The organism is Xanthomonas hortorum pv. cynarae (assembly GCF_002939985.1).
In the GTDB taxonomy this organism is placed as follows: Bacteria; Pseudomonadota; Gammaproteobacteria; order Xanthomonadales; family Xanthomonadaceae; genus Xanthomonas; species Xanthomonas hortorum_D.
Window position 1 is genome coordinate 1 of sequence record NZ_MDFM01000010.1, and the last position, 21,590, is coordinate 21,590.

At 54.6% G+C, this 21,590-nt stretch carries 15 protein-coding genes and 1 pseudogene; 7 read left to right on the plus strand and 9 right to left on the minus strand.

Translation table 11 applies throughout. From position 1 onward, the window contains the following. Positions 1-86 precede the first annotated feature (86 nt). The 4 genes and pseudogenes from XcyCFBP4188_RS08710 to XcyCFBP4188_RS08725 form a co-directional block, all read right to left on the minus strand. A pseudogene (locus XcyCFBP4188_RS08710) lies at positions 87-1,415 on the minus strand (DUF6538 domain-containing protein); the annotation flags it as partial. Between the two features lie 313 nt (positions 1,416-1,728). After that, on the minus strand, positions 1,729-3,738 hold the full coding sequence (locus XcyCFBP4188_RS08715; protein WP_104591934.1) for a DUF3732 domain-containing protein: 2,010 nt from the start codon (positions 3,736-3,738) through the stop codon (positions 1,729-1,731). Beyond that, positions 3,735-4,247, minus strand: a complete 513-nt coding sequence (locus XcyCFBP4188_RS08720; protein WP_218972676.1) for a three component ABC system middle component — start codon at positions 4,245-4,247, stop codon at positions 3,735-3,737. Before XcyCFBP4188_RS08720 ends, XcyCFBP4188_RS08715 begins: the two co-directional genes overlap by 4 nt. Then, complete coding sequence (locus XcyCFBP4188_RS08725; protein WP_218972677.1) at positions 4,244-5,560, minus strand: hypothetical protein; 1,317 nt, start codon at positions 5,558-5,560, stop codon at positions 4,244-4,246. Before XcyCFBP4188_RS08725 ends, XcyCFBP4188_RS08720 begins: the two co-directional genes overlap by 4 nt. Positions 5,561-6,194: 634 nt before the next feature. Between XcyCFBP4188_RS08725 and XcyCFBP4188_RS08730 the strand changes: the two genes are divergently transcribed. From XcyCFBP4188_RS08730 to XcyCFBP4188_RS08750, 4 genes are all read left to right on the plus strand, one after another. Further along, positions 6,195-7,028 (plus strand): vWA domain-containing protein, encoded by an 834-nt coding sequence (locus XcyCFBP4188_RS08730; protein ID WP_104591936.1) that lies wholly within the window; start codon positions 6,195-6,197, stop codon positions 7,026-7,028. Between the two features lie 2 nt (positions 7,029-7,030). Beyond that, positions 7,031-7,777 (plus strand): hypothetical protein, encoded by a 747-nt coding sequence (locus XcyCFBP4188_RS08735; RefSeq protein WP_104591937.1) that lies wholly within the window; start codon positions 7,031-7,033, stop codon positions 7,775-7,777. Further along, positions 7,774-9,432, plus strand: coding sequence for a phosphotransferase (locus tag XcyCFBP4188_RS22535; protein ID WP_233397282.1), 1,659 nt, complete (start codon positions 7,774-7,776; stop codon positions 9,430-9,432). The genes XcyCFBP4188_RS08735 and XcyCFBP4188_RS22535 overlap by 4 nt, the downstream gene beginning before the upstream one ends. A gap of 104 nt (positions 9,433-9,536) precedes the next feature. Further along, a complete protein-coding gene (locus tag XcyCFBP4188_RS08750; protein ID WP_104591938.1) occupies positions 9,537-10,475 on the plus strand; it encodes a phospholipase D family protein in 939 nt (312 codons plus the stop codon). A 250-nt stretch (positions 10,476-10,725) separates the two neighbouring features. Here the strand turns inward: XcyCFBP4188_RS08750 and XcyCFBP4188_RS23765 are convergent, their stop codons facing one another. Further along, entirely contained in the window at positions 10,726-12,369 is a 1,644-nt protein-coding gene (locus XcyCFBP4188_RS23765) for a MobA/MobL family protein (RefSeq protein WP_104591939.1), read from the minus strand. A 496-nt stretch (positions 12,370-12,865) separates the two neighbouring features. Here XcyCFBP4188_RS23765 and XcyCFBP4188_RS08760 point away from each other — a divergent pair, with 496 nt between their 5' ends. From XcyCFBP4188_RS08760 to XcyCFBP4188_RS08770, 3 genes are all read left to right on the plus strand, one after another. Then, positions 12,866-14,680 (plus strand): protein adenylyltransferase SelO family protein, encoded by a 1,815-nt coding sequence (locus XcyCFBP4188_RS08760; protein ID WP_104591940.1) that lies wholly within the window; start codon positions 12,866-12,868, stop codon positions 14,678-14,680. Continuing rightward, positions 14,670-15,101 carry a toxin-activating lysine-acyltransferase gene (locus tag XcyCFBP4188_RS08765; protein ID WP_104591941.1) on the plus strand — a complete coding sequence of 144 codons (432 nt, stop codon included), beginning with the start codon at positions 14,670-14,672 and terminating at the stop codon, positions 15,099-15,101. Before XcyCFBP4188_RS08760 ends, XcyCFBP4188_RS08765 begins: the two co-directional genes overlap by 11 nt. A gap of 62 nt (positions 15,102-15,163) precedes the next feature. Beyond that, positions 15,164-16,441 (plus strand): MFS transporter, encoded by a 1,278-nt coding sequence (locus XcyCFBP4188_RS08770; RefSeq protein ID WP_104591942.1) that lies wholly within the window; start codon positions 15,164-15,166, stop codon positions 16,439-16,441. A gap of 149 nt (positions 16,442-16,590) precedes the next feature. Here XcyCFBP4188_RS08770 and XcyCFBP4188_RS08775 read toward each other — a convergent pair whose 3' ends face one another. The 4 genes from XcyCFBP4188_RS08775 to XcyCFBP4188_RS08790 form a co-directional block, all read right to left on the minus strand. Next, complete coding sequence (locus XcyCFBP4188_RS08775; protein ID WP_104591943.1) at positions 16,591-17,115, minus strand: hypothetical protein; 525 nt, start codon at positions 17,113-17,115, stop codon at positions 16,591-16,593. Positions 17,116-17,155: 40 nt separating this feature from the next. Next, positions 17,156-17,968 carry a hypothetical protein gene (locus tag XcyCFBP4188_RS23360; RefSeq protein ID WP_006450247.1) on the minus strand — a complete coding sequence of 271 codons (813 nt, stop codon included), beginning with the start codon at positions 17,966-17,968 and terminating at the stop codon, positions 17,156-17,158. 106 nt (positions 17,969-18,074) lie between these two features. Further along, positions 18,075-20,291, minus strand: a complete 2,217-nt coding sequence (locus tag XcyCFBP4188_RS08785) for a peptidase domain-containing ABC transporter (RefSeq protein ID WP_104591944.1) — start codon at positions 20,289-20,291, stop codon at positions 18,075-18,077. Beyond that, positions 20,288-21,586: an HlyD family secretion protein gene (locus XcyCFBP4188_RS08790; protein ID WP_104591945.1), complete on the minus strand. Its 1,299-nt coding sequence runs from the start codon at positions 21,584-21,586 to the stop codon at positions 20,288-20,290. The genes XcyCFBP4188_RS08785 and XcyCFBP4188_RS08790 overlap by 4 nt, the downstream gene beginning before the upstream one ends. Between the last annotated feature and the right edge of the window lie 4 nt (positions 21,587-21,590).

Genomic DNA, 21,590 nt, shown 5'->3' on the forward strand with positions numbered 1-21,590 from the left:
GCTCTTGCGCATGGTGGTCTCCTTGGTGGCTAGTGTGCCGGAGACCTCTAGATTATGGCTGGATCAATTTTACGGGAGGCTGACAGTGACACCACCCCCGCTCCCTGTAACTCTTGAATGAAAGTCTTACGAAGCGAGTGGAAACCGCGCTTGGCCGGCGCCCAGCCTTTCCCAACCTCGGCCAGGTGTCGACTGAAGGCCTTAGTGATCCAGTTGCCCTGCCCGTTTACCGCCGTTGCTTTAGCTGCAGGGAACAACCTGGTTTCGCCAGCTCCACGCTTGCCATCGACCCACTTGAGAAAACCAATCTTGATTAGCTCTGGATGGAGGGGGACCGTGCGAAGGCTCACCTCAGTCTTCACCTTCTGGTGCTCGCCTTCGTCGGAGATGCGGATGCATGGGATGCCGTCCTCTTCGAACACGTCCTTGACGAGAAGCTGGCCGACCTCAGAGGCCCGGGCACCGGTATAAAGCCCAATGAGCGAGGCCCACCGCGCCGATTCGGATAGTCTGGCCAGCGCCTCTGGTGCAAACAGCGCCTGTATTTGGGCGCGATCGTATGCCTTGAAGCCCAGCTTCTTACGGGCGCGCTTTTCTCGCTGTGAGTAGCTCACATGGCCGGACGCAGGGTTGTCGCCTCGCGGGTAATGGCCCGACGCCATGGCCCATTCGAAAAAGCCTCCTCGCCCGCCGATATAGCTCTGCTTGTTGGTGAGCGTGGGCGTAGATGCCCCTTTCTCGCGCATGTCCTGATACCAGCGGGCCAGGTCCGAGCGCGTAATGGCATGGACCTTGGCCTTCTCGCCGAGGAAGCTCACCAGAGCCTCAATGGCGGTCTTCTTGATCGTGTAGGTCTTGGGCAGCGTCGAGCCCTTGAGTGTCGCCAGAAAGGCGTCACGGGCTTTGCCCAGCGTCATCGTTTCGATGGAGGACGCAGAGGCCTGCCTCATTGGGCTGGCATGCGATGAGGAGCCAAACATCGTCGGCACGGCTACCGGGAAGGCCCGAGCCTGCAAGGCAGCGCCGGCCATCGCTTCCAGTTCCATGAGCTGCCGATAGAGCTTCAAATCCTTCGGGCTGTCGATCTGCCACTGCTCCGTGACGCTGCCGTCAGGAGCACGCGTCCGATTCAACGTGAGCTCTTGAAGATTCTCGGCGCTCGTCAGACGCGCAATAAGGAGGTCAGCGTCCGTCTTGCTCAGCTTGTCCACGCGTTGATCCGTCAACTGTGCGAAGAGCCGAGCATAGCCCGCCCCCAGCACGACCGCACGCACGTGAGCCTGCGGCAAGTCCTTCGTTTGCAAGGTGCGTTTGATAAGCCGGCAGCCCATCACGGTTTGCAAACCGATGGGCACACGTTGGACGAACGACCAGCGGCCGGTGGACGACCGACTCAAATGATGAGGGATGCGCATGCGAGTTTTTCCTCTGCATGCTTCCTGCCTCCAATCAGTTCGCCTAAAAAATTAGTGATTAAAATCAATAACTTAGACGTGACTGGCGGAGAGAGTGGGACTAAACGTTCCACACCCTAACCTTTTGATCTGCCTGCAAAAACAAACCGAGCCGTGTCCTGGTGAGTGTCCCTAAAGAATACGCCCGCCGCTGCACAACAGGCAACGTGACTGTTGATGGTTGGCAGAATTGGGGGCTAGTCTAACGGGCGGGCGGCACCCAAGAAGGGCCGCCCCCGTTTAGAGACAGGGCCCCTGCCCTGCACTACTGATGTCACTTTGGTGCTGTGCCTTCGGCAATGAAGCCCCTTGTTCGCCAAGTAGCGCGAACAAAGCTCTTGAAGTCATAGCCGTCTCCCAAGGTCAACTTGTCTGCGTGGTCAGATACGATAATCTGCGGCATCACCCCCGTGTCCCTTGCAGTCTGATCACAGAACCTGGCGAGCTGGGTAAACATGTTGTTCACGGCGTTCATGTCTTCGTCAACTCGAGTCTCGCGCCTGGACTGCTTCGCCAGATCCTCGGGGTCGAAATGCTCAGCATCATCCAAGGCGGCCGGGAAGTAGACCTGAGTGGGCTGATCTAAGAAAAGGATGGGTGGGATCTTGCACTTTGCCTCCGCCGCAAAGTGGTAATGCAGCGCCAAGAAAAGGGCCAAGTGTGAGTAGAGCCAGTTCGCTCCGCTTCCCATAGAACGGAGATAGACACGGCTTTTTTCGTCTTGCTGATACCAAAGCTCAAAGGTCTCCATATCGAAGCGCAGCTTCGAAGGCTTGTAAGTGTCTTCAAAACTGAAGAGATCGCCAAACTCGCACAACTTGGCATCGATGCTCTTACTCAACAAAGCAAGACTATTATCAACCCCATACTGTGCCAACAAGTGACTCACGCGATTGATTTCCTCTTCCCAGCGCTTCGCCTGCGCGGAAAGCTCGGACTCCGGATTATTCAACTGATCTTCAATTGCAATCTCAAGCAACAATTTAGATTTAGTGGCCTGCTCGTCAATTGATCTCGACGAATTGAGCCTTGTAGCTTCTTCGTCAATCGGCTTCATTTCAGCAGCGATCGAGCGCAGCCGATCATCTATTTTACTAATTTCCCCCTGAACTTTTCGCGCCTCTGCTGCAAAGCTTTCACGCGCATACATCGAAAGCCTAAGCTCACCATTCAGCCAATTTATTGCTTCTACGAGCTTATTGGCCTCAACAGCCGGCGTCGCCGTATGAGACTCGCAGATTGGGCAAAGGGCTTCAAAGAGCTCGGTCGAATCAGGCAATCTGTCTGCCTTCATGTCCACGCTAAACTGCGTAGCGGAACCAACAGCCTCTGACACAAGCCTCAGCTGAATTTGCAACTGGCGCTTCTCAAAGAGCGCTTCAGCTCGCCTGCGACTCAGTGCTTCTCTTCTAACCTCATTCTCATTGGACAGCACATCAATTCTGACCTGTCGCCCATATATCTGGGTCAATAACTGGGAGGGACGCGAATAGATCTCCTCTGCGGTGGCCTCAATCAGATCCACTCCGGCAAGCGCTCTAAACTGAGCCAAGAGATCTCTGTATCTGCCAATTGAATTCTCCCTACGCTGCACTTGTTTAGGCATCTGGGCTTGGATTTTTCTCAGCTCATACTTTGCAACTTCGTGCTCTTTGAAAATATCAAAGTAAGCCTCATCCACAAGACCCATAAATATCTTGAAGTGATTAATTGCGTGATCGCGCTTTTCTTTCTCGTCGAATCTATAAAAAATCGCATGCTTGTTGGCAATGAGGTTTTGATGTTGCAGCATGAATGAAGAGAAGCTTCGCACGGAAGGGGTAGCAGATTTTTTTCTTCCGGCAAGCTTGAGATAGGGATCTTCGTCAATATTCGCTAACGTGATTGAGAAATAGCGACCAAGGTTCTTCTTGAACTCATCCAATGGCATGAAGTGCTTTGAAGCGAAGAACGCTGCATGCTGTTCAATTAACTCCATCAGCGCATCTGGATCAGTGCCTTGCTGCTCAAGCAAGAAGCTATGATCCGACTTCTTATTGCGCGCAGCCACCAAAAAATAACCAGGAAACTGCCACACCACGAAAAACACTTCTGCGCGTTCCGTGATGATTCCAACTGGAATTGTGTCCTCACTACTGCCAAGGCAATAATCAAATATTTCGAGAATTGCACTCTTACCGGTAGAAGACTTTCCGGTGATAATGTTAAGACCCGGCTCGAATTTGACTTGATGAAGATCGCCGTCCGTGTCAACAACGCCGATATAGCGGATAAAGCATTTCATAGTGATTTGAACCCCAACATCCTGTAAATTGAGACAACATCCGCTTCCGCAAAAATTAAGGAAAGTCGCCTAGCCGCAGTCAGGTGCTTCTCGACCGCATTGACTCTGCGAACTTCACGAACGGACTTCACTGCTAAATTCTCAGTTATCTCGATGCTCCGCTCAGCTTTTAGAACGAGCAGCGAAGCATGAGTCAGCGCCTTAAACCGGGCAGTGTTATGAACAAGACCGACAAGCCTGGACTGATTATTACAAAGAGTGCGAAGACTACATCTTCCGTTTGCAGCAATGAGGTATTTTTGCGTTGTCGGATACAAAACCATTGGCAGAACCAAATAGCTGAGCAGCAAGCCTCGCTCGCGAGGAGCAGCGCCGTCGTAGAATTCATGAATGGCGGGTGCCAACGCAAACGGTGACCGTTGAAGCGTATAAAGATGGTCGAGTGAGCTAGGCATTCCCAAACCCTTCGGTTGAAGCGTCTTGACATGCTCGACTGGGCTAGGTGTCATTCCCAAAGCCTCCACTGGAAATCAGCAAGCGAACCCACGGCGTCCCGATCGGCTAACATGTGGTAAATACCGTTCCGAAAAGCAACGGGCGTGAAATCATAGCTACCAAATCCAACCACCGGCTGAGCGCATGTCTTGTGATAGAACGTGCGGGAATCCGTCTGCCGCTCAGAGTGGTTAAGGACAGGGCCAATGCGGCCGATCATGGCGAGGCGAGAAGAGCAATGCAATCTAAGGTGATTGCTACTGTATTCTTCAACATCCTCAGACGAGATAGCACCGTCCTTATACAGTTCGACGATGTATTTCTCTGCGGAGAGACGATCAACCGTCGCCTGTCCAATTATGCTGTTATCAGCGCCAATCTCTTCTAACTTCCTCACATATAGCCGTTCGCGCAAACCGATTTTCTGTGCTTCTAGTCCCACCTTGCTGGCGTCAATACGCGGAAACCTAATGTTGCCAACCATGTATCGTTTGGTCAGCTCTGCGATCTTCGAACTGAACTGCGCACTGGTGAAGCTCCAACCTTGGGTTATCTTCATTGCATTGGTCATGAACCCGAAAAGATCATCCAGGAACTCGTCTTGTCGGTGCGATAGCACAGCCCTCAGATACCTCCTTTTATATTGATCAATCAACCCAAGGAGATCAGGCTGGTCGGTAATCAACTTCACTTTGGCCAATACTTGCTTCAATGCTTCCCTCATGCCTGGGGCCATAACAAGCCTCTGGAATTTCAAGACTTCTGGTATGTGCTCTTGCTTGCCCTTTCTTTCTTTGGCTTTGGACTCCGATACATCTGCGCTATCGCCGTTTCGGGACGCAGAACGGTCCGCATACTTTTTCTCGGCATCTTGATGGATCTTCTCCAGGGCTGCCAGACGCTGATCTAAGTCTAGATCCTCCCAATTCTGGATCGACGCGCGAGCACCAAACCCCTGGGTCGTAAGCAGCACCAAAGAAGCATAGTCTTGGTGTGGAAAGCCGTCGTTCAACCAGTTTTTGAGCGTCTTCCAGAGGTTCTCGTGATTGTCAGTAAGATCACCGCTGTAGTCCTTGACCTCGACCTGTTCTCGCCCCTCGACCGTTACGTCGCCAAACACTTCAATCCAGAGAACATCATCGGGTTGCAATGTATGACAATAGTCTATCGCCACGTGCACTTGATATTTCAGCGCTTCTGAAAGCCGAGTGGCGTCAACTGGCAGCTTATGGCGCACGCTCACCTCGCTCTCGGCCGGCGCGGAGAGGTCTGGGAGATTCAGCGGCAATAGTCCCTGACCAGACGTAGCGATACTTTTTGACGACATGAAAAAAAGTCCCCTTTTATTTGTCACCCGCAGAGTGGCGGTAGTAGGAGCCTAAAGGTCCATCCCATTCGCACTCCAGCGTGAGGCACGGCTTATTCCGTACCTCAACAAGATGGCTGTGGGAAGAAAGTTATTACACTCTACCAAGGCCTACAAGGCCATTCTGGAGGAAGGGCACACAGCTACTTCCAAGCTTTAGATTTCCTCCTCGCTGCCGATATCGCCACTCGGTGCGCCATAGGCGATTGACCACGACTTCGTGTCATTTAAGTAACAAGACCGTGCGGGAGACATAGAAGCGTCTTGACCGTTGGCCATCAAAACATGATCTGTCGCCCTAGCGCCCTTCCTTCACCCCTGTCAGAAGCACATAACCGAGCTCAAGCACAGCCAAGGCTTTTGTCTTCCGTGACACTTAGCTAGCAGGCCTTTGCCCTACCCAAAACAGAGACGGGCAGGCTTCCAGACTGTATTTCCTCCACCGATCAGGCCCGGAACCAGAAGATGGAACACATCGAAGGTGAAGAAAAATATGGGCTAACGGTCACAGGTCAAGCCTGAACGCTCTGGGGGCCTGGCGCTATGATATCTCGCAAGAGCTGGAAGTCTTCTAGCTCGCTTTTTAGGAGTTCTGATGAGCTATACCGCAGAGATTAGTCGCACTAGCCCAACCGCATTCTTGTTTTTGGTTGACCAATCCGGCTCCATGCAGGAAGTAATGACGAATGGGAAGTCCAAGGCGCAGTTCGTCGCTGACGTGCTCAACCGGACCCTTGCAACACTGATCACGCGTTGCACCAAATCGGAAGGAACGCGCAACTATTTCGAAGTCGGTGTGCTCGGCTACTCGAACTCGGACGCGCAGAATGGTCTGGCGGGCGCGCTCTCTCATACCGTGCTCCACCCGATTTCTCAAATCGAAGCCAGTCCTTTGCGCGTTGAAGACCGAGTCAAGCGAGTCGACGATGGCGCAGGTGGCTTGGTCAGCCAGTCCATCAAGTTCCCGGTCTGGTTTGAAGCACGCGCCTCTGGCGGCACCCCGATGTGTAATGCCATCACTAGCGCAGCCGCTGAACTTGTGGCCTGGTGCGATGCGCATCCAGACAGCTATCCGCCCACCGTTCTCCATGTCACTGACGGCGAATCCACTGACGGTGACCCGGAGGGTCTTGCCCAGCAACTCCAGCAAATTGCTACGAATGACGGTAATGTTTTGCTGTTCAACCTGCATGTAAGCGCTAGCGGTGGCGATCCGGTGACGTTCCCGATCTCTGACGCTGGTCTGTCTGACAACTACGCCAAACTCCTTTTCCGGATGTCGAGCCCCCTGCCCCCGCACTTGCAACAAGCTGCTCAGGAAAAGGGAATTAAAGCGACCATGGAGTCACGCGGCTTCATGTTCAACGCAGAGACTGCGGAGATCGTGGATTTCTTCGACATTGGAACGCGAGCAGCCCAGCTGCGCTGACCATGCCCATCCAGATCTTGTTCGACGGCTCTGTTGCAAAACATTTGGACGCGCCGGAAGCCAATGAAGACGCCTATCGTTTGGCAGCGGCGTCCGGACGCATCGTGCTGTCTGACGGTGCATCCGAATCGTTCGACGCCAAGAACTGGGCCGCGCTTCTTGTGGACCAATTCTTGGAGCACCCTGCCAATCTGTCTGATGCGATAGCCACATCCACGCGGCAATACGAAGCGCTCCATGACGCGCCAAATCTGTCTTGGTCGAAGGCTGCTGCCTATGAGCGCGGCAGCTTCGGCACCCTGCTTGTTGCACAAGACGAGGCCGAACAGCTACAGATCAGGGTCACGGCGATTGGCGATTCGTTTGCCGCACTCACCGATGGTGAGCAGATGCTCGCGTGCGCGCCCTATGAAAGCTCGGAGCAGTTCTCCCTTCATCCAACATTGATCAGCACCAAGCCTGATCTCAATGCGCTCTTATTTGAAAATGGCAATGGGGTCCGGACTGAGGTGGCTTGGCCCTACGAAACCTCTGGATATCGGCTTCTCTTGTGCATGACAGACGCGCTAGCCGCGTGGCTGCTCGAACACCAGGAGCGCAGTGATCCCACTGCCCTTGAACGACTTCATGCTGTCAGGGAGTTGGAAGAGCTTGTCAGCCTTGTCGAAGAAGAGCGAACCAAAGGGAGCATGAGGCGGGATGACACCACCCTCATCATCGCCGCGTTGACTGGCGCCGGACATCTATGAACTATCCATCGCTTGAGAAATACAACGAAGCACTACAAGCGCCTGCGCGTGCGATTCAAGATCCACAGCTTAGAGCCGGGCAGTTGCGGACCACCGGACTGGGGTTGCCATTGGCTTTGTGTGGCGGCTTTGCACTGACCTATACGGTTGATACGGGCGGAAAGCGTTTTGCGCTGCGTTGTTTTCACAAAAAATCCAACGATCTGGAACGGCGCTATCAGGCCATTGCGCTCCGACTCAAGCAACTTGCGAGTCCCTACTTCCTGCCGTTCGATTTCATCCCTAACGGGATCCTGATCGATAGGAACCTCTACCCTATCGTCAAGATGGAGTGGGCTCAGGGCACCACGCTTGCCGAGTTCTTGGAACGCAACCACGGAAATGCTGCTGCGCTAACCAGGCTTCGCCAGGCGCTTGCAGCTCTTTCCGCGTATTTGGAAGCACAGCAGATTGCTCATGGCGACATTCAGCCTGAAAACCTGATGGTCAACGCAGACGGTAGTTCCGTCCAGCTCATTGACTATGACGGCATGTTTGTCGAAGCACTACGTGGGAGTGGTGCAACTGAACTTGGCCAAGCTAACTTCCAGCACCCTAAGCGCACGGCGTCCAATTTCAACGAGCAGCTTGATCGCTTTTCTTTCATCACACTTGATGTCGCTTTACAGGCCCTGGCCGTATCTCCGGGACTTTGGAAAGCCTCGAACTCCGAACCCAGCGCTATCGTTTTTCGGCGGAACGACTTCCTTGACCCCGGCACCTCCGTCATCTTCAATCAGGTTCTAGGCCTTCCGGGGCTAACGGTCCCGGCGCAGTCGCTTGCACAGCTCGCGGATGGGCCTTTTGATCAAGTTCCGACACTTGCCGACTTCCGTGTTCAGCGCGGACTGGGACCGAACACAATTGTGTTCAACCCACAGGGTAAGCCCAAAGACATTGCCTACCAAAGCCCTTATACGGTCTGTGATGCGGCGAACTTTGCCCAAGTCGAAGCTCAGGTCGGCAGCCGCGTGGAGTTGATTGGCAGGATCGTTGATGTCACTCAAAAACGATACGGCAGGAACAAAAAGCCTTTCATCTTCATCAATTTTGGCGATTGGACAGGCAAGTCCGTAAAACTTTCAATTTGGTCTGAGGCATTGCGGCAGTTCCCCTCGGAGCCCAACAGCAGCTGGAATGGCCGTTGGGTCAGCGTGACCGGACTGGTAGAGCCGCCCTATCACGGTCAAGCCGGGAAGATATCGTATGTCAGCATCGGCATTAGCATCGAAAATCCAGGTCAGATCAAGCAACTTACAGAGGTAGAAGCACGCTTCCGATTGCGCGGCGGGAAAGCACCTGTTGTTACCGCTGGTCGAAATGAAAACATCCTCAAGGGTATGGGTGGAGCGGGAAATACAGTTCCTCGAAGCACGAGCCAACAAGCTCCGAAGCCACTTCCCCCGCCAAGCACTCCTAACGCTCAAGTCCTTCAAAGGATGCAGCGACAGACGCCTCAGGCTGTTCCAAGGCCAACTGGGTCCGCGCCCCGCCCCAGCTCTCATCAGGTATCACCGGGACCTCGCAGAACTAGCTCACCCAAACGCATGGGCGCAGGAGCTTGGATCGCGCTCATTGTCTTTGTTCTGATTGTCTTGCGTTGGTGTTCTGGCTAGTCAGTGCCCCATGGCGTGCACGCAATAAGCACATGTAGCCAAGCTCAAGAGCATGCTTTAACGACAGGTGTATTTCTCAAAACGACATCATCAAGGAGGAGCGGATGACAAAGCTCATCAAGGATCAGCAGGAACTTGTGACATGGGTTCGCGAGCACGGAGGGAAGCTCGACTTAGCTGTTGCATTTTGGGGAAAGGGCGCTTCGAAGGCGTTAGGGCTCCATGATCGCGCGCACCGATCCCGCATTCTGCTTGAACTGAGCCAAGGTTGCTCATCACCCGATGAAGTCAGGCAGCTGATGAGGCTTCCTAACGTCGAAGTAAAAGCTTTGGATCGACTGCATGCCAAAGCCTACATCGGCGAGAACGAAATGATCGTCGGAAGCGCCAATGCTTCTGCAGGAGGATTAGGCATCGTAGGAAGAGAGTCTGTCCATTGGACAGAGTTAGGCGTCAAGGTGGCAGAAGAAAGCCCCCTCCACGAAGCGAAAAGCTGGTTCGATGCGGCTTGGATCAGGGGAAAGCGCATCACCAAAACGATGCTAGATGACGCCCAGCGCTTGATCAACGAACGCAATTCAAAGCTTCTTCCAAGTAACTCTGGCGGCCTCTCCATTTTGCAAGCGGTCAAGCAAGATCCCGATGCGTGGAAAGATGCGCGAATTTGGGTCGTCGTTGCGACGCGCAACCTAGGATTGGAAGGGCGAAAACTGCTTGAGGAGGCTCGCGCTTTCAATTCAACCCCTGCGATCTATGCCTACGAGAACTGGCCTGACATACCGCGAGCAGCAACGCTCATTAGTTTGACAAAGTATGAGAACGAGAAAATTGAACTAGACGATCCGCCGACGTTTAGAACGCCTGAAGAAAAGCAACCAGGCAAGATCCAACTGGTCTTTCCAGAAAAAATCCCTGGCTACACGATCGGCACCATCTCCGAATGGAGGCCACTTGTAGAGCGTGCGGAGAAGACCTACACAGGTTGGATCAAGCACGGTGGAATTTCCTTGCGCATCCACGAGTTCGTCAGGCGCTACGGTTAGTATGTTAATCGCCTTAAACAAGCCTTAAAGACTAGCGAATTACTGAGTCTTGCACACGAAAAAGAGCCCCGCATGCGGGGCTCCTTTGTCGCTGGCGTTAAAGCCTCAATCTCGGCGCCGAGTGCCAATGGCGGGCGGCGTTGTTCCGATCATTTGGCGGGAACCTTCTGCGACAACCCCAGCTTCCAGCCAAATCCCTAGGCGCACCATCAGTCTGCAGCGCGGTCAACGGTCAGAAATATCTGAGCCATCATAGACTTGGCTTCGGGGGACGGAATTTCAACTCCCAATGCCCTGCCTCACCCTCGGCCTGCGGTGGATGTGCATCCTCTCCAGATGCCTCAGGCGTCAGCACCTCAATCGGCTGCGGAGAGAAGTTCTTCTCCAAGGCCTCAGCCGCCTCCACCATCGCTTTTCGAGCCCGCTTGATCCGCCCCTGCTGGATCGCTTGGATGCGCGGGGAGACATGCCTCTTCGTTCGCGCCAAGCGCCGCTGTGCTCTGGCCACCACTTTCGTATCGGGATCGTATTCTTGCTCATAGAGCTTGGCTTGCGCATCTAGCACGGCCACACGCGCCTTGTAGGGTCGCACCAGCGCATGGGCATACTTGCTGATTGAGCGAGCAAGCATCTCGGTGTCTTCAAAGAAAAATGGCTTGGTGGCGTAGCTATCCGCTCGCCGGCAAACGAGTGTGGAGTGCGCCCGCTGGAACTCGGGTTCAATCTGGATACCCGGGATCTGCCGCAAGACTTCGAGAGACTGCTGAGCCACCTCTCGCTGGGCTTCGAGCCAATCTTCAATCAGTTGCGCCTCCGCATTGAGCACCTCAGCGTCTTGTCGGCCCGAGGAACGAGCCAAACGCGTCACGCGACTAAGATGTCGGGTCTGACCGCTGTAAGGCGTGTAGAGACCCGGGCGAGGCGCTGGCGCACGCGCCAAGCGCTCTTTGATCTGCCGCACCCGCTCTGCGCCTGACAATCGTATCTGCCCAACCGCTGTGCGCCCGTCCAATCCAGAAGCCTGTGCGTTGGCCCGATCCCGAAGTGCTGTCGCATGGCTATGGGACGGCGGCACCTCATGCACCAAACCACCGCTTTTTTTCATATGCTCAGCGACAAGCTTTGAAAGCGCCAAGGCCGCAGCTTGACCGCCCCTACCTCTGACTTCTGCTGTGAACTTCGTTTTGCGCATCACCGCCACTTTGGCTTTGCCCAAGTGCTTGCCAGGCCGGCGCGTGAGTTCGCGGGCGCGTTCAAACTCTCCATTGCGCGCGGCTTCGTGTGCTTGTGCTCGGAGACTGCGATGATCCACTCGAGCCGGGTAGCCCGCATTTTTCAAGTGCGCATTGATGACCATCGCGATGTCTTTGCGGATTTGCCGCAGCGCTCGTGTGCCGCCCCCTTGCCGCGCATCAAACTCAGCGCAAGCGCGCTCCCCCAGTCCTCCTGGGCCGACTTGTCGTGCTGACATCAGCATATGCACATGATGATTGCGCTGATCACCATATTTGCTTGGTGTGTGCACAGCGACCAATACGGCGACTTTGAACCGATTGACGAGCAATTGGCCAAGCGCCAAAGCGAGCGCTCTCCGTTGTTGTGGATCGAGTTGGTGCGGAAGCGACACCTCGACTTCTCGGCAAACGCGTGCGTTCTTGCGCGTCTCGGCCGCTTCGTTCGCGTTCCAAAAATACTGCGCATCAAAGCACCACTCGGGCGCTCCTTTCGGCGCAAGCATCTGATGGAAATCGACACCGCCTCGGTGGGAATAATTGTGGCCAAGCCCTGTGCTCGTATCGAGCAGATCAAACCCTGCGCGGTAAGCAGCTGCTGCGACCGAAGAGTCGCCGTTGCCTCGACTGAAAGACTTCATTGTTGCGTGATAAATCGCCATTTGTGAAACTCCTGTTTGTTTGTGGAGCACACAAAGAAGCGACAGAACATTCCCTGTCGAGAGTTAAGCGAACTCGACAGCAGAGAGACCTTGATCACAAGCTTTTGAAGAGGCCGTGTTGCCTAGCGAAGCATAGGCAACGAGGTGGCGAAAGCCACCGCACCGACGCGCAGCGCTGGCGCACGGTTTCTGCAAAGCAGAAAACCATAAGTGCGCTCTTGCTCTCTAATTTTTCTTTGAATTTTTTTTGCCACAGTTGGATCAACCATGGCTCTTTTTACATATAAATATTAGTTATACCAAAGAATGAATAAGACCTGTACGAATCTGATTACGCCTCACGCCATGTGTCGTTTTACGCTGACTGTCCATGCAGAAGTGATGTTCCGTGGTTTTCAGAAAATCCAAGCAGCAGGACGAATTGCCGTCAGATTGGTAGCATCACCTCTGACGATCGAACGCTAAGTCGCAACAGCTGCGGAAACAAGGAAGCGAAATGCCCAATGACTACTGGGACATGGATGACAAGAACGATCCCAACCTATTGAACCTTGCCAGCGTGAGCACCTCGATGCTCGTGCCCTTTTCAGTGGGAAGGCTGCCGGATGCTTCTTTGCTCTGGCTCAATGAGCGCTGGTTTCACGACTTAGGCATGGCCATCCACGACGCGCCAACTCGGGCCCGCATCTCAGCGTCCTTGCTTGAGCGCTTTGCCGTGACCTCTATCGAAGCTCACTGCGTTGCCGGCACCTTCGGCGGACAGACACTGGGCGCGGATCGCTATGGTGGGAGCGGCGGGGCAATCCACGGAGGGAGTGGCCGCTGTGGCTCCGATGGCATGCTCATCGCCAAAGGAACCGGCCCAACGCCATTGGTGTCCGAGGCCCATGATTGGTCACACTCGCATGGCTGTCTCTATCTTTACGATGCCATTCGCGAGGCAGTCGCCAGCGAAATCCTCAACGCAGAGCTCCCCCACGGGGCAGTCCCCATTGTTGCCATCATCGATGCCGGCTTCTCCCTGGCGCGCACCGATGCCGACGAGCCGGAGCGGTGCGCCATTCTGATCAGGCCTGCTTTCCTGCGCTTGGCGCATTTCGAGCGCAGCCTATATTTCGGGACATCAGGCAGTGCAAACAGCGATCAATTTCAAGATAGCCTGCGAGTCAAAGATGCCATCCACTTTGCGGACGAACACACGCAGCGTGATGCCGGCAATCCCAATGACCTAGGCGTTGACTTGTCTGCGCTCTACCTCCGCCTTGCCGAGCAGATTGCCGCAAGTCGCGCGCATCGCCTCTGGACCGGACGCCCGACAAGCGACAACATCACATCGAACGCGCAGTTCCTGGATTTCGGCGGCTTCCGCGCAGTTCCCAGCTGGAAGCGTGGCACCGATGGACATCGTCACTTCTTCGGCGATGAGATGCGTGATGTTCGCCACTCGCTTCCCTCGCTTGCCTATTTCTTCAAGAAGTATTCCCGCTTCGACAAGGCAATCGCCAACATCGATCAGCTGCTCATCCAGATCGAGCATCACATGGACGCTGCGTTTCTCCATCACTGTGCAGAAGCGTGTGACTTGCCTCAGTCAAGCCCAGAGGCGTTGCATTTCAAAGCGCTCATTGCGCGCTACTACCGCGAGCAACAGCGCATTGACTATGCGTTCGATCAGCCCACAAAGCACAGCGAACGCCACGATTGGCTCTCTGACCACATCAAAGGCAAAGCAACCCAGGGCTCTCAGACAGGCAAGGAGATCAACTCGCTCCTGCGCGCACTTCCGAACGCAGCTGTCCATCTTTGTGCGGCCAACCGCTGGCTGAGACCACGACCGCGCCTTTCCTATCGCGTCTCCAAGCGCCGGGCGATCAAGCTGGTGCCGTCGATATTGGCCGATCGGTCGTCGGCACCCGAGCGGGTCTCGGCCTTTATCGCAACCGAGGTAGCGGTCTCGCGCCGTGTCTGGAAAGGCTTACCGTCGCACTGGCTTGTCCTGGGCTACGCAAGCGATCACGTGTCCACCGCTTTGTATTTCTTTGACACGCACCGCACGGCCTATACAGTCCAGCTGGAGGGGCCACGCGTGCATGGGGGAACACTGTTCTTCGGTGCCCAAGTTGCAGATGAGACGCCAGGCATCATGAATTCTGGCCATAGAACCGTCGTGCTTGTCGATTGCGACCCCACCAGCTACCTGGTGGGTCTAAGCTTGAACGGGCGTGCATCAATTCCTGCCGCACTGCTCACCTTCCCGGACGCTGCAGTTGCGGCGCAGACATTGAGCTCAACCACCGCCCATGCAACCTAATGCCGCTGATGCGCAGGCGCTTGGCCTGGCAATGCAACTTCTGTTCAAGACTGACCGCAAGAGGTTCAGTATCGCAGCAGCTTATGTGTGGCTATGGCCTGCGATTCGCCTAGGCCAGCTCGTCACGATCGAAGACGAAGATGGAGTCTGGACCGGCTACGCCTTATGGGCTTATCTGACGCCTGAAACCGCTAATCATTTGGTTCTGCAAGATCCCCCGTTCTTGCCGATTAGTGACTGGAACGAAGGTGATCAACTCTGGATCCTGGATTTCGTGGCTATGCCAGGGCATCACCGACGCCTGGCTAAAGCACTACGGCACCGCTTGCGCCCTCACTTCAAGCAAGCGCATCGCTTGGTGCGAGATAAGACGGGCGCTATGCTGGGAACCAAGACTCACACACTTCGCAAAGATGGCTGAGGAAGACACGTTGCTTCCTTGATACGAATGGACGAACCGAAGCGACAAGGCAGTTGCAGCCCATGCAGGAAGTGACATCAAGGCCGACCAAGGCCTGGACTGGATTTTTGTTCCTGGGCTTCGGTTCTGGTTTGCCTTATCCGCTGATCGGCAGCACCTTAGGCTACTGGCTCAGCGAAAAGTCGCTTTCGATCGCAGTCATCGGTGCCTTGGCTTGGACCGCACTTCCCTACTCCCTCAAATTCCTATGGGCCCGCAATCTCGACCAACGTCATGCGCCGGTCGTTGGAAGCACCATGTCGCACCGTCAAGGCTGGATTGTCTTGTCTTCGATCATGGTCGCCCTCTCTATCCTGGGCCTTGTCCTGAGCGTCGTCTCCGGGAGCCTTCCGCTGATTGCACTGAGCTGCATCGCAGCCGCGTTTGGCGGTGCGACCCTGGATGCCTCAGTCGATGCGTTTCGGATCGAACAAGAGGCAGTGCACCAGCAGCCAGCCAAGCTCCTCACCGCCTATCAATTTGGCTACCGCGTTGCTCTGCTGCTGAGCGACGGACTGGTGTTCTTGCTCGCAGCGCGGCTGTCCTGGCAAGTTGCTTATGCACTTCTGCTGCCCCTGATGTTGGTGCCCATCTGCGGAACGCTCTTTCTGCGATCTCATCCCGATAGGGTTCTCACCCCAGATCGCGCGAGTGCGAAGAAGCAGGGGTCTCCGCTGATATCCCTTCGACCCTCCACGCTCCAAGGATGGATCGCGGTAGTCGTCTTCATCGGCTGCTATCGCCTACCGGACATTCTTCTGGGTCCCATGATCAATCCCTTCTTCTATGCCCTTGGCATTGGAAAGAGCGTGGTCGGATCCCTGCATATCTGGCTTGGTATCCCAGCAGCCTTCCTCGGAATTTTGGCTGCAGGCACTAGCTTGAAGCGCATGTCCTTGAGCACGACCATCCTTGTTGGCGCAGCTCTCCAAGTCCTTGCCCTCCTCGTTCTTGCATCGCTTTCGTCCAACGAGCGGTCGGCTGAACTGCTTTGGGCTAGCGTTATTCTTCAAAACCTTGCCAGTAGCTATACCGGCATAGCCCTGGTTGCTTACATGTCAAAGCTGGTCACGCTTGGACGAGCAGGTGAGCACTACGCTTGGCTAACCAGCTTCTACTCCATCTTCGGTAGGGTGCTTGCCGGCTTTTCAGGCCTTGCAGTGGCTTATCTCACCACGCTCTATGGAGAAAGCCAGGGCTATGGCACTTTCTTCATTGGCATCTGTCTGACGTGCGTGCCTGCCCTACTCGTCTACTCGCTCATCATTCGGAACAACTTGAAGGAGCGACCCGAACCGTAAGTGCCATCACGCTACTGCTTTGCAATGACTGTCTCCGCTACTTACGGACATGTAATGCTTGAGCTCATTTATTTCAAGCCGATCCTAATGTCTATCCACCTTAGCGCTAGCCAATTAGACGCCTAATTGGCTAGCGCCGGCAAACCTCATCAGTTTCGACTTCTCGTGAGCCCCAGCAAGCACTCGCCCTTCGAACTCGCCTTTACATACACCGACGTTTCACCAAGATTGGTTTTATAGAAAACATCCTTGCTGGCGTCGGCCAATGGCGCATGGGGATTGGGTGGCAGGACATACGGAGTAAGCGCAAATTTTTGCTTGATCTTAGATACCTCGTAACAGCGACCGGGAGCGAGCTCCATATACATAAAACTTACTCCTTTATCAAGTTCAGGCGGGACCCTGAACTCAACAAAGGAGATCGCATACTGATCCCGCGTCTTGAACGCATTTGAGCGAAAAGCAATATTCAAAGATCGACTTGAACTCACCTGATGGAAATCACCAAGTCCAATTTCGCGAAAGGTCTCATAATTTACTGGCTTATTAGGGTCAAAGATTTTACCAATCACTTCATCCAAAACTAGTTCGGAATCTTTGTTCTCAGCGTGCGCGCCCGCACTCACCACCAAAAATAGAACCACAAAGAACGCCAGCTTAATTTTTATAGACATACCAATTTCCCTCGGGAATTAAAGATCTTTACAAATGCCATCAGCCCGCTGGGGGATGCTTACTATCCCAGTAACTCCCATAATATTGCTCATAAGTAATGTCATCAGCGGCATTGGCGGGCGTCCCGTTTACATCAATTCGCTCACCATTCCTGAAAGACTCGCCGATTTGCGCTGAGGCAGCATCCCAGTTTATTTGACCAGCCTGATACGCGTCATATGTTGCATTATAAGACGCCACATTGGCAGGAGCTGCTGGGATATTGAAACTTACACCCTGCGCAGTAAGCTCTCTTTGAACAGCAATGGAATAGATTGTTGCTTCGCCTTCAGTAGCCAAGCCCATATTGATTGCTGACGCTCGATCTGCGACCGTATTCCACTCCCCATCAAAAAGCGTATGTCCCAGCTCATGCGTCAATTGTGCTGCGGTATCGCTCGGACTAGCATAGGTTTTAATATAAACCGTCCCTCCGCCAGTGGCAGCATACTCTGTACGAGAATACGTGTCAGAGGTCTCTATTTGAAAGCCCTTCGCTTGCGCTAACTGAACCAACCCTTCCAGGGTTGCTGACTTGTTAACTATGACGTCGACCTCTGCGCCTAGATCCGTCGTCGTATTTTTGTCTGTGGGATTCGGAAGTCCGCCGCCGCCAGTGCCGGGAGGCGTGATCGGCCCCGGCTGCTCAACTGGCGGTGAAGGAGGAATAGTCGGAGGCGGACTCGGAGGTGGACTCGTAGGCGGGTTAACCACAATTGGTGGAATCTCAGTGGGAGGCTCGCTTGGATCGACGTCCGCAGCGGCCGCTGCACCTGCCACTAGGAACAGCTCTTCGTTTGTCAATTCTCTCATTACAGCGCTCCATCCTGTGAGTAGATTTTTTTCCTGATCGTTTTTTCTATTGAATGTTCCATATCTCTTTTTCCTTTGAACTTATTTTGATAAGCGTTGTAACTCCTCATTGTTGACTGGACTTCTCAGCCGTTTCCCCGGCCTCGTCCTGTTCAAATTTGCTAGGCTGCTCTTTGATCAAAGGCCTTAGGATCCCGCCCACAAAGAGATAGTGCATATCGCACATCCGAGAGATGTTCTTGTCGTGCGTCACGATGACTGTGGTCGCGCCAATGCTCCTGATGTTCTTCATCAGCTGTATGCCCATCTGCTCATCAACCCCAGTCGTTGGCTCATCCATCAACAACAACTTGGTGCGCCTGTAAAAGGCTCTGGCCAAGAAGATCCGTTGTTTTTGACCGCCTGACAGCGTATTTCCCAAGTCGCCGACTCTGGTGTTGAAGCCCATTGGCATGCGCTGAATATCGTCGTGGATGCATGCCAATTTCGCAGCCTGCACGAGGCGTTCTTGATCAATGTGCTCATCGAACATGGAGATGTTTTCCGACAGCGTTCCCGACAACAGATTGTCTCCCTGCATGACGATGCTGACCTTGCTCCGGTAGCTCGACTTACCGACTTTCCGCAGATCCTCTCCATTGACTAAGAAGTCCCCAACTTGAAGATCTTCAAGCCCCGCCAGAACACGGATGAGTGTGGTCTTACCCACGCCTGAGTTCCCGACAATTGCAATCACTTGGCCTGCCGGGGCCCTGAGCTGCAAGGCGCTCATGATCCACTTGTCCGTAGACGAGTAGCGGAAATAGCCGTTGGCAATGGCAATGGCGGGCGCAGCGTCTTCCAGTGCGCCGTTGCCATGCAGAAACGACTCAGGCTCGCTGTGCGTGATGTCTGAAATGCGCTCGGTGTGCAAGCGAAGCAGCCGGAGCTGCATCAAGTAGTCGGCCAGATTGATGCTGCGTTGGCTGAACTGGGTCGCGTAGATCAAAAAGACCGTCAACACCCCGACCGTCATATCCCCACTGAGCACCAGCCGGGTGCCTTCCCAGATTACGAAAATGCGGCACAGGCCCTGAATGAGAAGCTGGACAGAGTCGAACCCAATGCGGATACGCTCGGCCCCGATGGTCGCATTGGTGGCTTTCGCGCTGTAGTTCGTGAAGCGCGACGCCCAGAGCGCTGACTTGTTGAACAGCTTGATGGGCTGGATGCTTCGGACCGTTTCGTAGAGCAAGCTTTGCCGGCGTGCATCAATGTTGATCTGATCAAGGTTGGCTTCTTTCAGTTTGGCGTAGTAGGCGTAGCGCGAACCCACATAGGCAATGGTGAAAGCCAACAAGGCGAAGGCAAGCGGCGCGTCGTAGCTCATCAAGAGCAACAACATGAGGAAAGACATCACCCCATCGATGACCGCTTCCATCATCTTCGTCGTGAGTGACTGTTGGATGGAGTAGATCGACTGGAAGCGGCTTGAAATATCCCCGGTGTGCCGTTTCACAAAATACGACTGGGGTAGCGACACCAAGTGACGGAACAAGTTGCTGCTCCACCGCAAGCCGGTGGTGGAAGAGATCCACAGCAAGGTCCACTTCCTGGCAACGGTCAAGACGAGCTGGACCAGGAGCACGATCGAAAAGCCGATCGCCAATGTGGTGACTAGGCCATCGTCCTTGACGCTGAGCACCTGATCCATGGTCAGTCTCAGATATTGCGGCGCAATCAGCGCACAGCCTTCCAAGAAGAGCGCCAAGATGCCCACACCCCAGAACGCGGGCACCAGGGACCGAAGCGAGCCTGCCAGATCGCGAAGCGATACCGATGGCACGCTCTTGATCTTCTTGAAGGCCGGGCCCGGATGCGCTTCCAACGCAATCCCGCTAAAGAGCTCATCGAACTCATCGAGCTTGATTTTTTTGACGCCCGTTGCGGGATCGCTGATGTGCACGTGCCCTCCCCTCACCGCTGTCAGCACGACAAAGTGCCCGTGGTGCAGGTGGACCATGCAAGGCAACGACAGCTTGGGCAGTTCGTAAAGCTCCAAGCGAAGCGGACGCGTCGTGAGTCCGTTGGCGTCAGCGATTTCAATCAGCGAGGCGAGCGTTGCCCCACTGGTTGACACCGTAAAGCGGTTGCGAAGCTCCCCAAGGCTCGTTTCATGGCCGTAGTAGGAGAGCAGCATCGCAATGCAGGCCAGGCCGCACTCACTCGACTCCGTCTGACGGATATGGGGCACACGGCGCTTCGAGGAGAACACCAGGCTTGGTTCCGCAGAGCGATCTGTCTCGGAATCGCCATTGGCTGATGGCGTCAAGACGTCCTTCATCGCTTTTCACCCGTCAAGCGTGATCCTATGGTTTGGAAGGGGTCAAACATCCACTCCCAGATCTTTCGGCCCTCTAAGATCAGTTCCGCGTCCACTTCCATCCCCGGCAGGAAGGACTTCGCTTCTTGGGCGACGCCGATGGTCTGGGAAGGCAATGCCACTTTGGCGGTGTAAACCGGCTCAGTAGGCGACTGGCGACCATAGCGGCGCTCCAACTCGCCAAGGGGGCTGGTTTGCGTTGACAGCGATGCGATGCGCCCCTGGATGGCGCCATATTTTGCTTTCGGGAATGCGGCGATGTTGAGCAGCACCTCGGTGCCGACATTCACATGTCCGATGGCCCTGGAAGGAATAAGAATTTCAGCTTCGAACACCGACTCGCTTGGGGTGATGGATGCAATGATCGAGTCGGTGCCAATGCGCTGACCTTGGGATGCATAGATCGCTGCAACGGTGCCGCTCAAGGGTGAGGTGATGGTTTGCAGACGATCGGACTTGGCTCTGGCCACTTGATCTTCGATCGTGGATTTCTCACGCTCGATTTCACTCGCTTGTCTGCTGGCGGTTGTCTTTATCTCGGTGATTTCACCCAGCAATGCGGCACGCTGATTACGAAGTGTGGACTGCTGCGCGCGGGCATCCTGGATCTGCGCCTCTGCATCCAAGAGAGCATTTTCGTAGGTGAGGTAGGTGTATTTGGACACATACTTCTCAGCAAGCAGCGGCTCAATGGTCTTCAAGAGTTCTTTGTTCTTGGCGTATTTCTTTTCCAAGATTGAGATCTTGCGAGCGACTTCCTGCATCGCGCCGGTCGTTTCTTCGACTTGACGCGTCAGTTCCCGCTCGCGCTGGCCGGAAAAGTCATGCGTCTGCAATTGCTCCTTGGTCAGCTCTTCTGATCGGGTGAGCGCACGCTTGATCGTCTCATCGGACAAAGAGCGACCCGCTTCGTCGGTGATGTCGGCTGACAGCTCCGCAAGCACTTGGCCCTTCTTGACCAAGGCATTGGGCTTCAATGTCGTCGACAGGATGAGGCCAGGCGTTCCACTGCGGATATCCACTCGCCCATGCGTCGAAATGATCTGGCCCGACACGTGCTCCCGCTTGGAGTAAGACGCGGTCAGAACAAAAGTGGCCAGCAAGAGGAAAAGCGCACAGCCACAGCCAATCCAGATCCGGATGGACGAGGGAAACGCATCTTTTAGGTCGCCGAGTGTGGAAGTTGTCTCCGGCCCCTTTCGCTTGCGAAAGAGCGGTTGTTCTGCGTCATCCGTCTGACCTGACCCGCTATCCATAGCA

Coding starts and splice junctions, on each gene's coding strand:
- XcyCFBP4188_RS22535 (WP_233397282.1), top strand. CDS start 7,774: ATGAACTATCCATCGCTTGAGAAATACAACGAAGCACTACAAGCGCCT.
- XcyCFBP4188_RS08775 (WP_104591943.1), bottom strand. CDS start 17,115: ATGTCTATAAAAATTAAGCTGGCGTTCTTTGTGGTTCTATTTTTGGTG.
- XcyCFBP4188_RS08760 (WP_104591940.1), top strand. CDS start 12,866: ATGCCCAATGACTACTGGGACATGGATGACAAGAACGATCCCAACCTA.
- XcyCFBP4188_RS23765 (WP_104591939.1), bottom strand. CDS start 12,369: ATGGCGATTTATCACGCAACAATGAAGTCTTTCAGTCGAGGCAACGGC.
- XcyCFBP4188_RS08785 (WP_104591944.1), bottom strand. CDS start 20,291: ATGAAGGACGTCTTGACGCCATCAGCCAATGGCGATTCCGAGACAGAT.
- XcyCFBP4188_RS08735 (WP_104591937.1), top strand. CDS start 7,031: ATGCCCATCCAGATCTTGTTCGACGGCTCTGTTGCAAAACATTTGGAC.
- XcyCFBP4188_RS23360 (WP_006450247.1), bottom strand. CDS start 17,968: ATGAGAGAATTGACAAACGAAGAGCTGTTCCTAGTGGCAGGTGCAGCG.
- XcyCFBP4188_RS08730 (WP_104591936.1), top strand. CDS start 6,195: ATGAGCTATACCGCAGAGATTAGTCGCACTAGCCCAACCGCATTCTTG.
- XcyCFBP4188_RS08725 (WP_218972677.1), bottom strand. CDS start 5,560: ATGTCGTCAAAAAGTATCGCTACGTCTGGTCAGGGACTATTGCCGCTG.
- XcyCFBP4188_RS08750 (WP_104591938.1), top strand. CDS start 9,537: ATGACAAAGCTCATCAAGGATCAGCAGGAACTTGTGACATGGGTTCGC.
- XcyCFBP4188_RS08720 (WP_218972676.1), bottom strand. CDS start 4,247: ATGACACCTAGCCCAGTCGAGCATGTCAAGACGCTTCAACCGAAGGGT.
- XcyCFBP4188_RS08715 (WP_104591934.1), bottom strand. CDS start 3,738: ATGAAATGCTTTATCCGCTATATCGGCGTTGTTGACACGGACGGCGAT.
- XcyCFBP4188_RS08790 (WP_104591945.1), bottom strand. CDS start 21,586: ATGGATAGCGGGTCAGGTCAGACGGATGACGCAGAACAACCGCTCTTT.
- XcyCFBP4188_RS08770 (WP_104591942.1), top strand. CDS start 15,164: ATGCAGGAAGTGACATCAAGGCCGACCAAGGCCTGGACTGGATTTTTG.
- XcyCFBP4188_RS08765 (WP_104591941.1), top strand. CDS start 14,670: ATGCAACCTAATGCCGCTGATGCGCAGGCGCTTGGCCTGGCAATGCAA.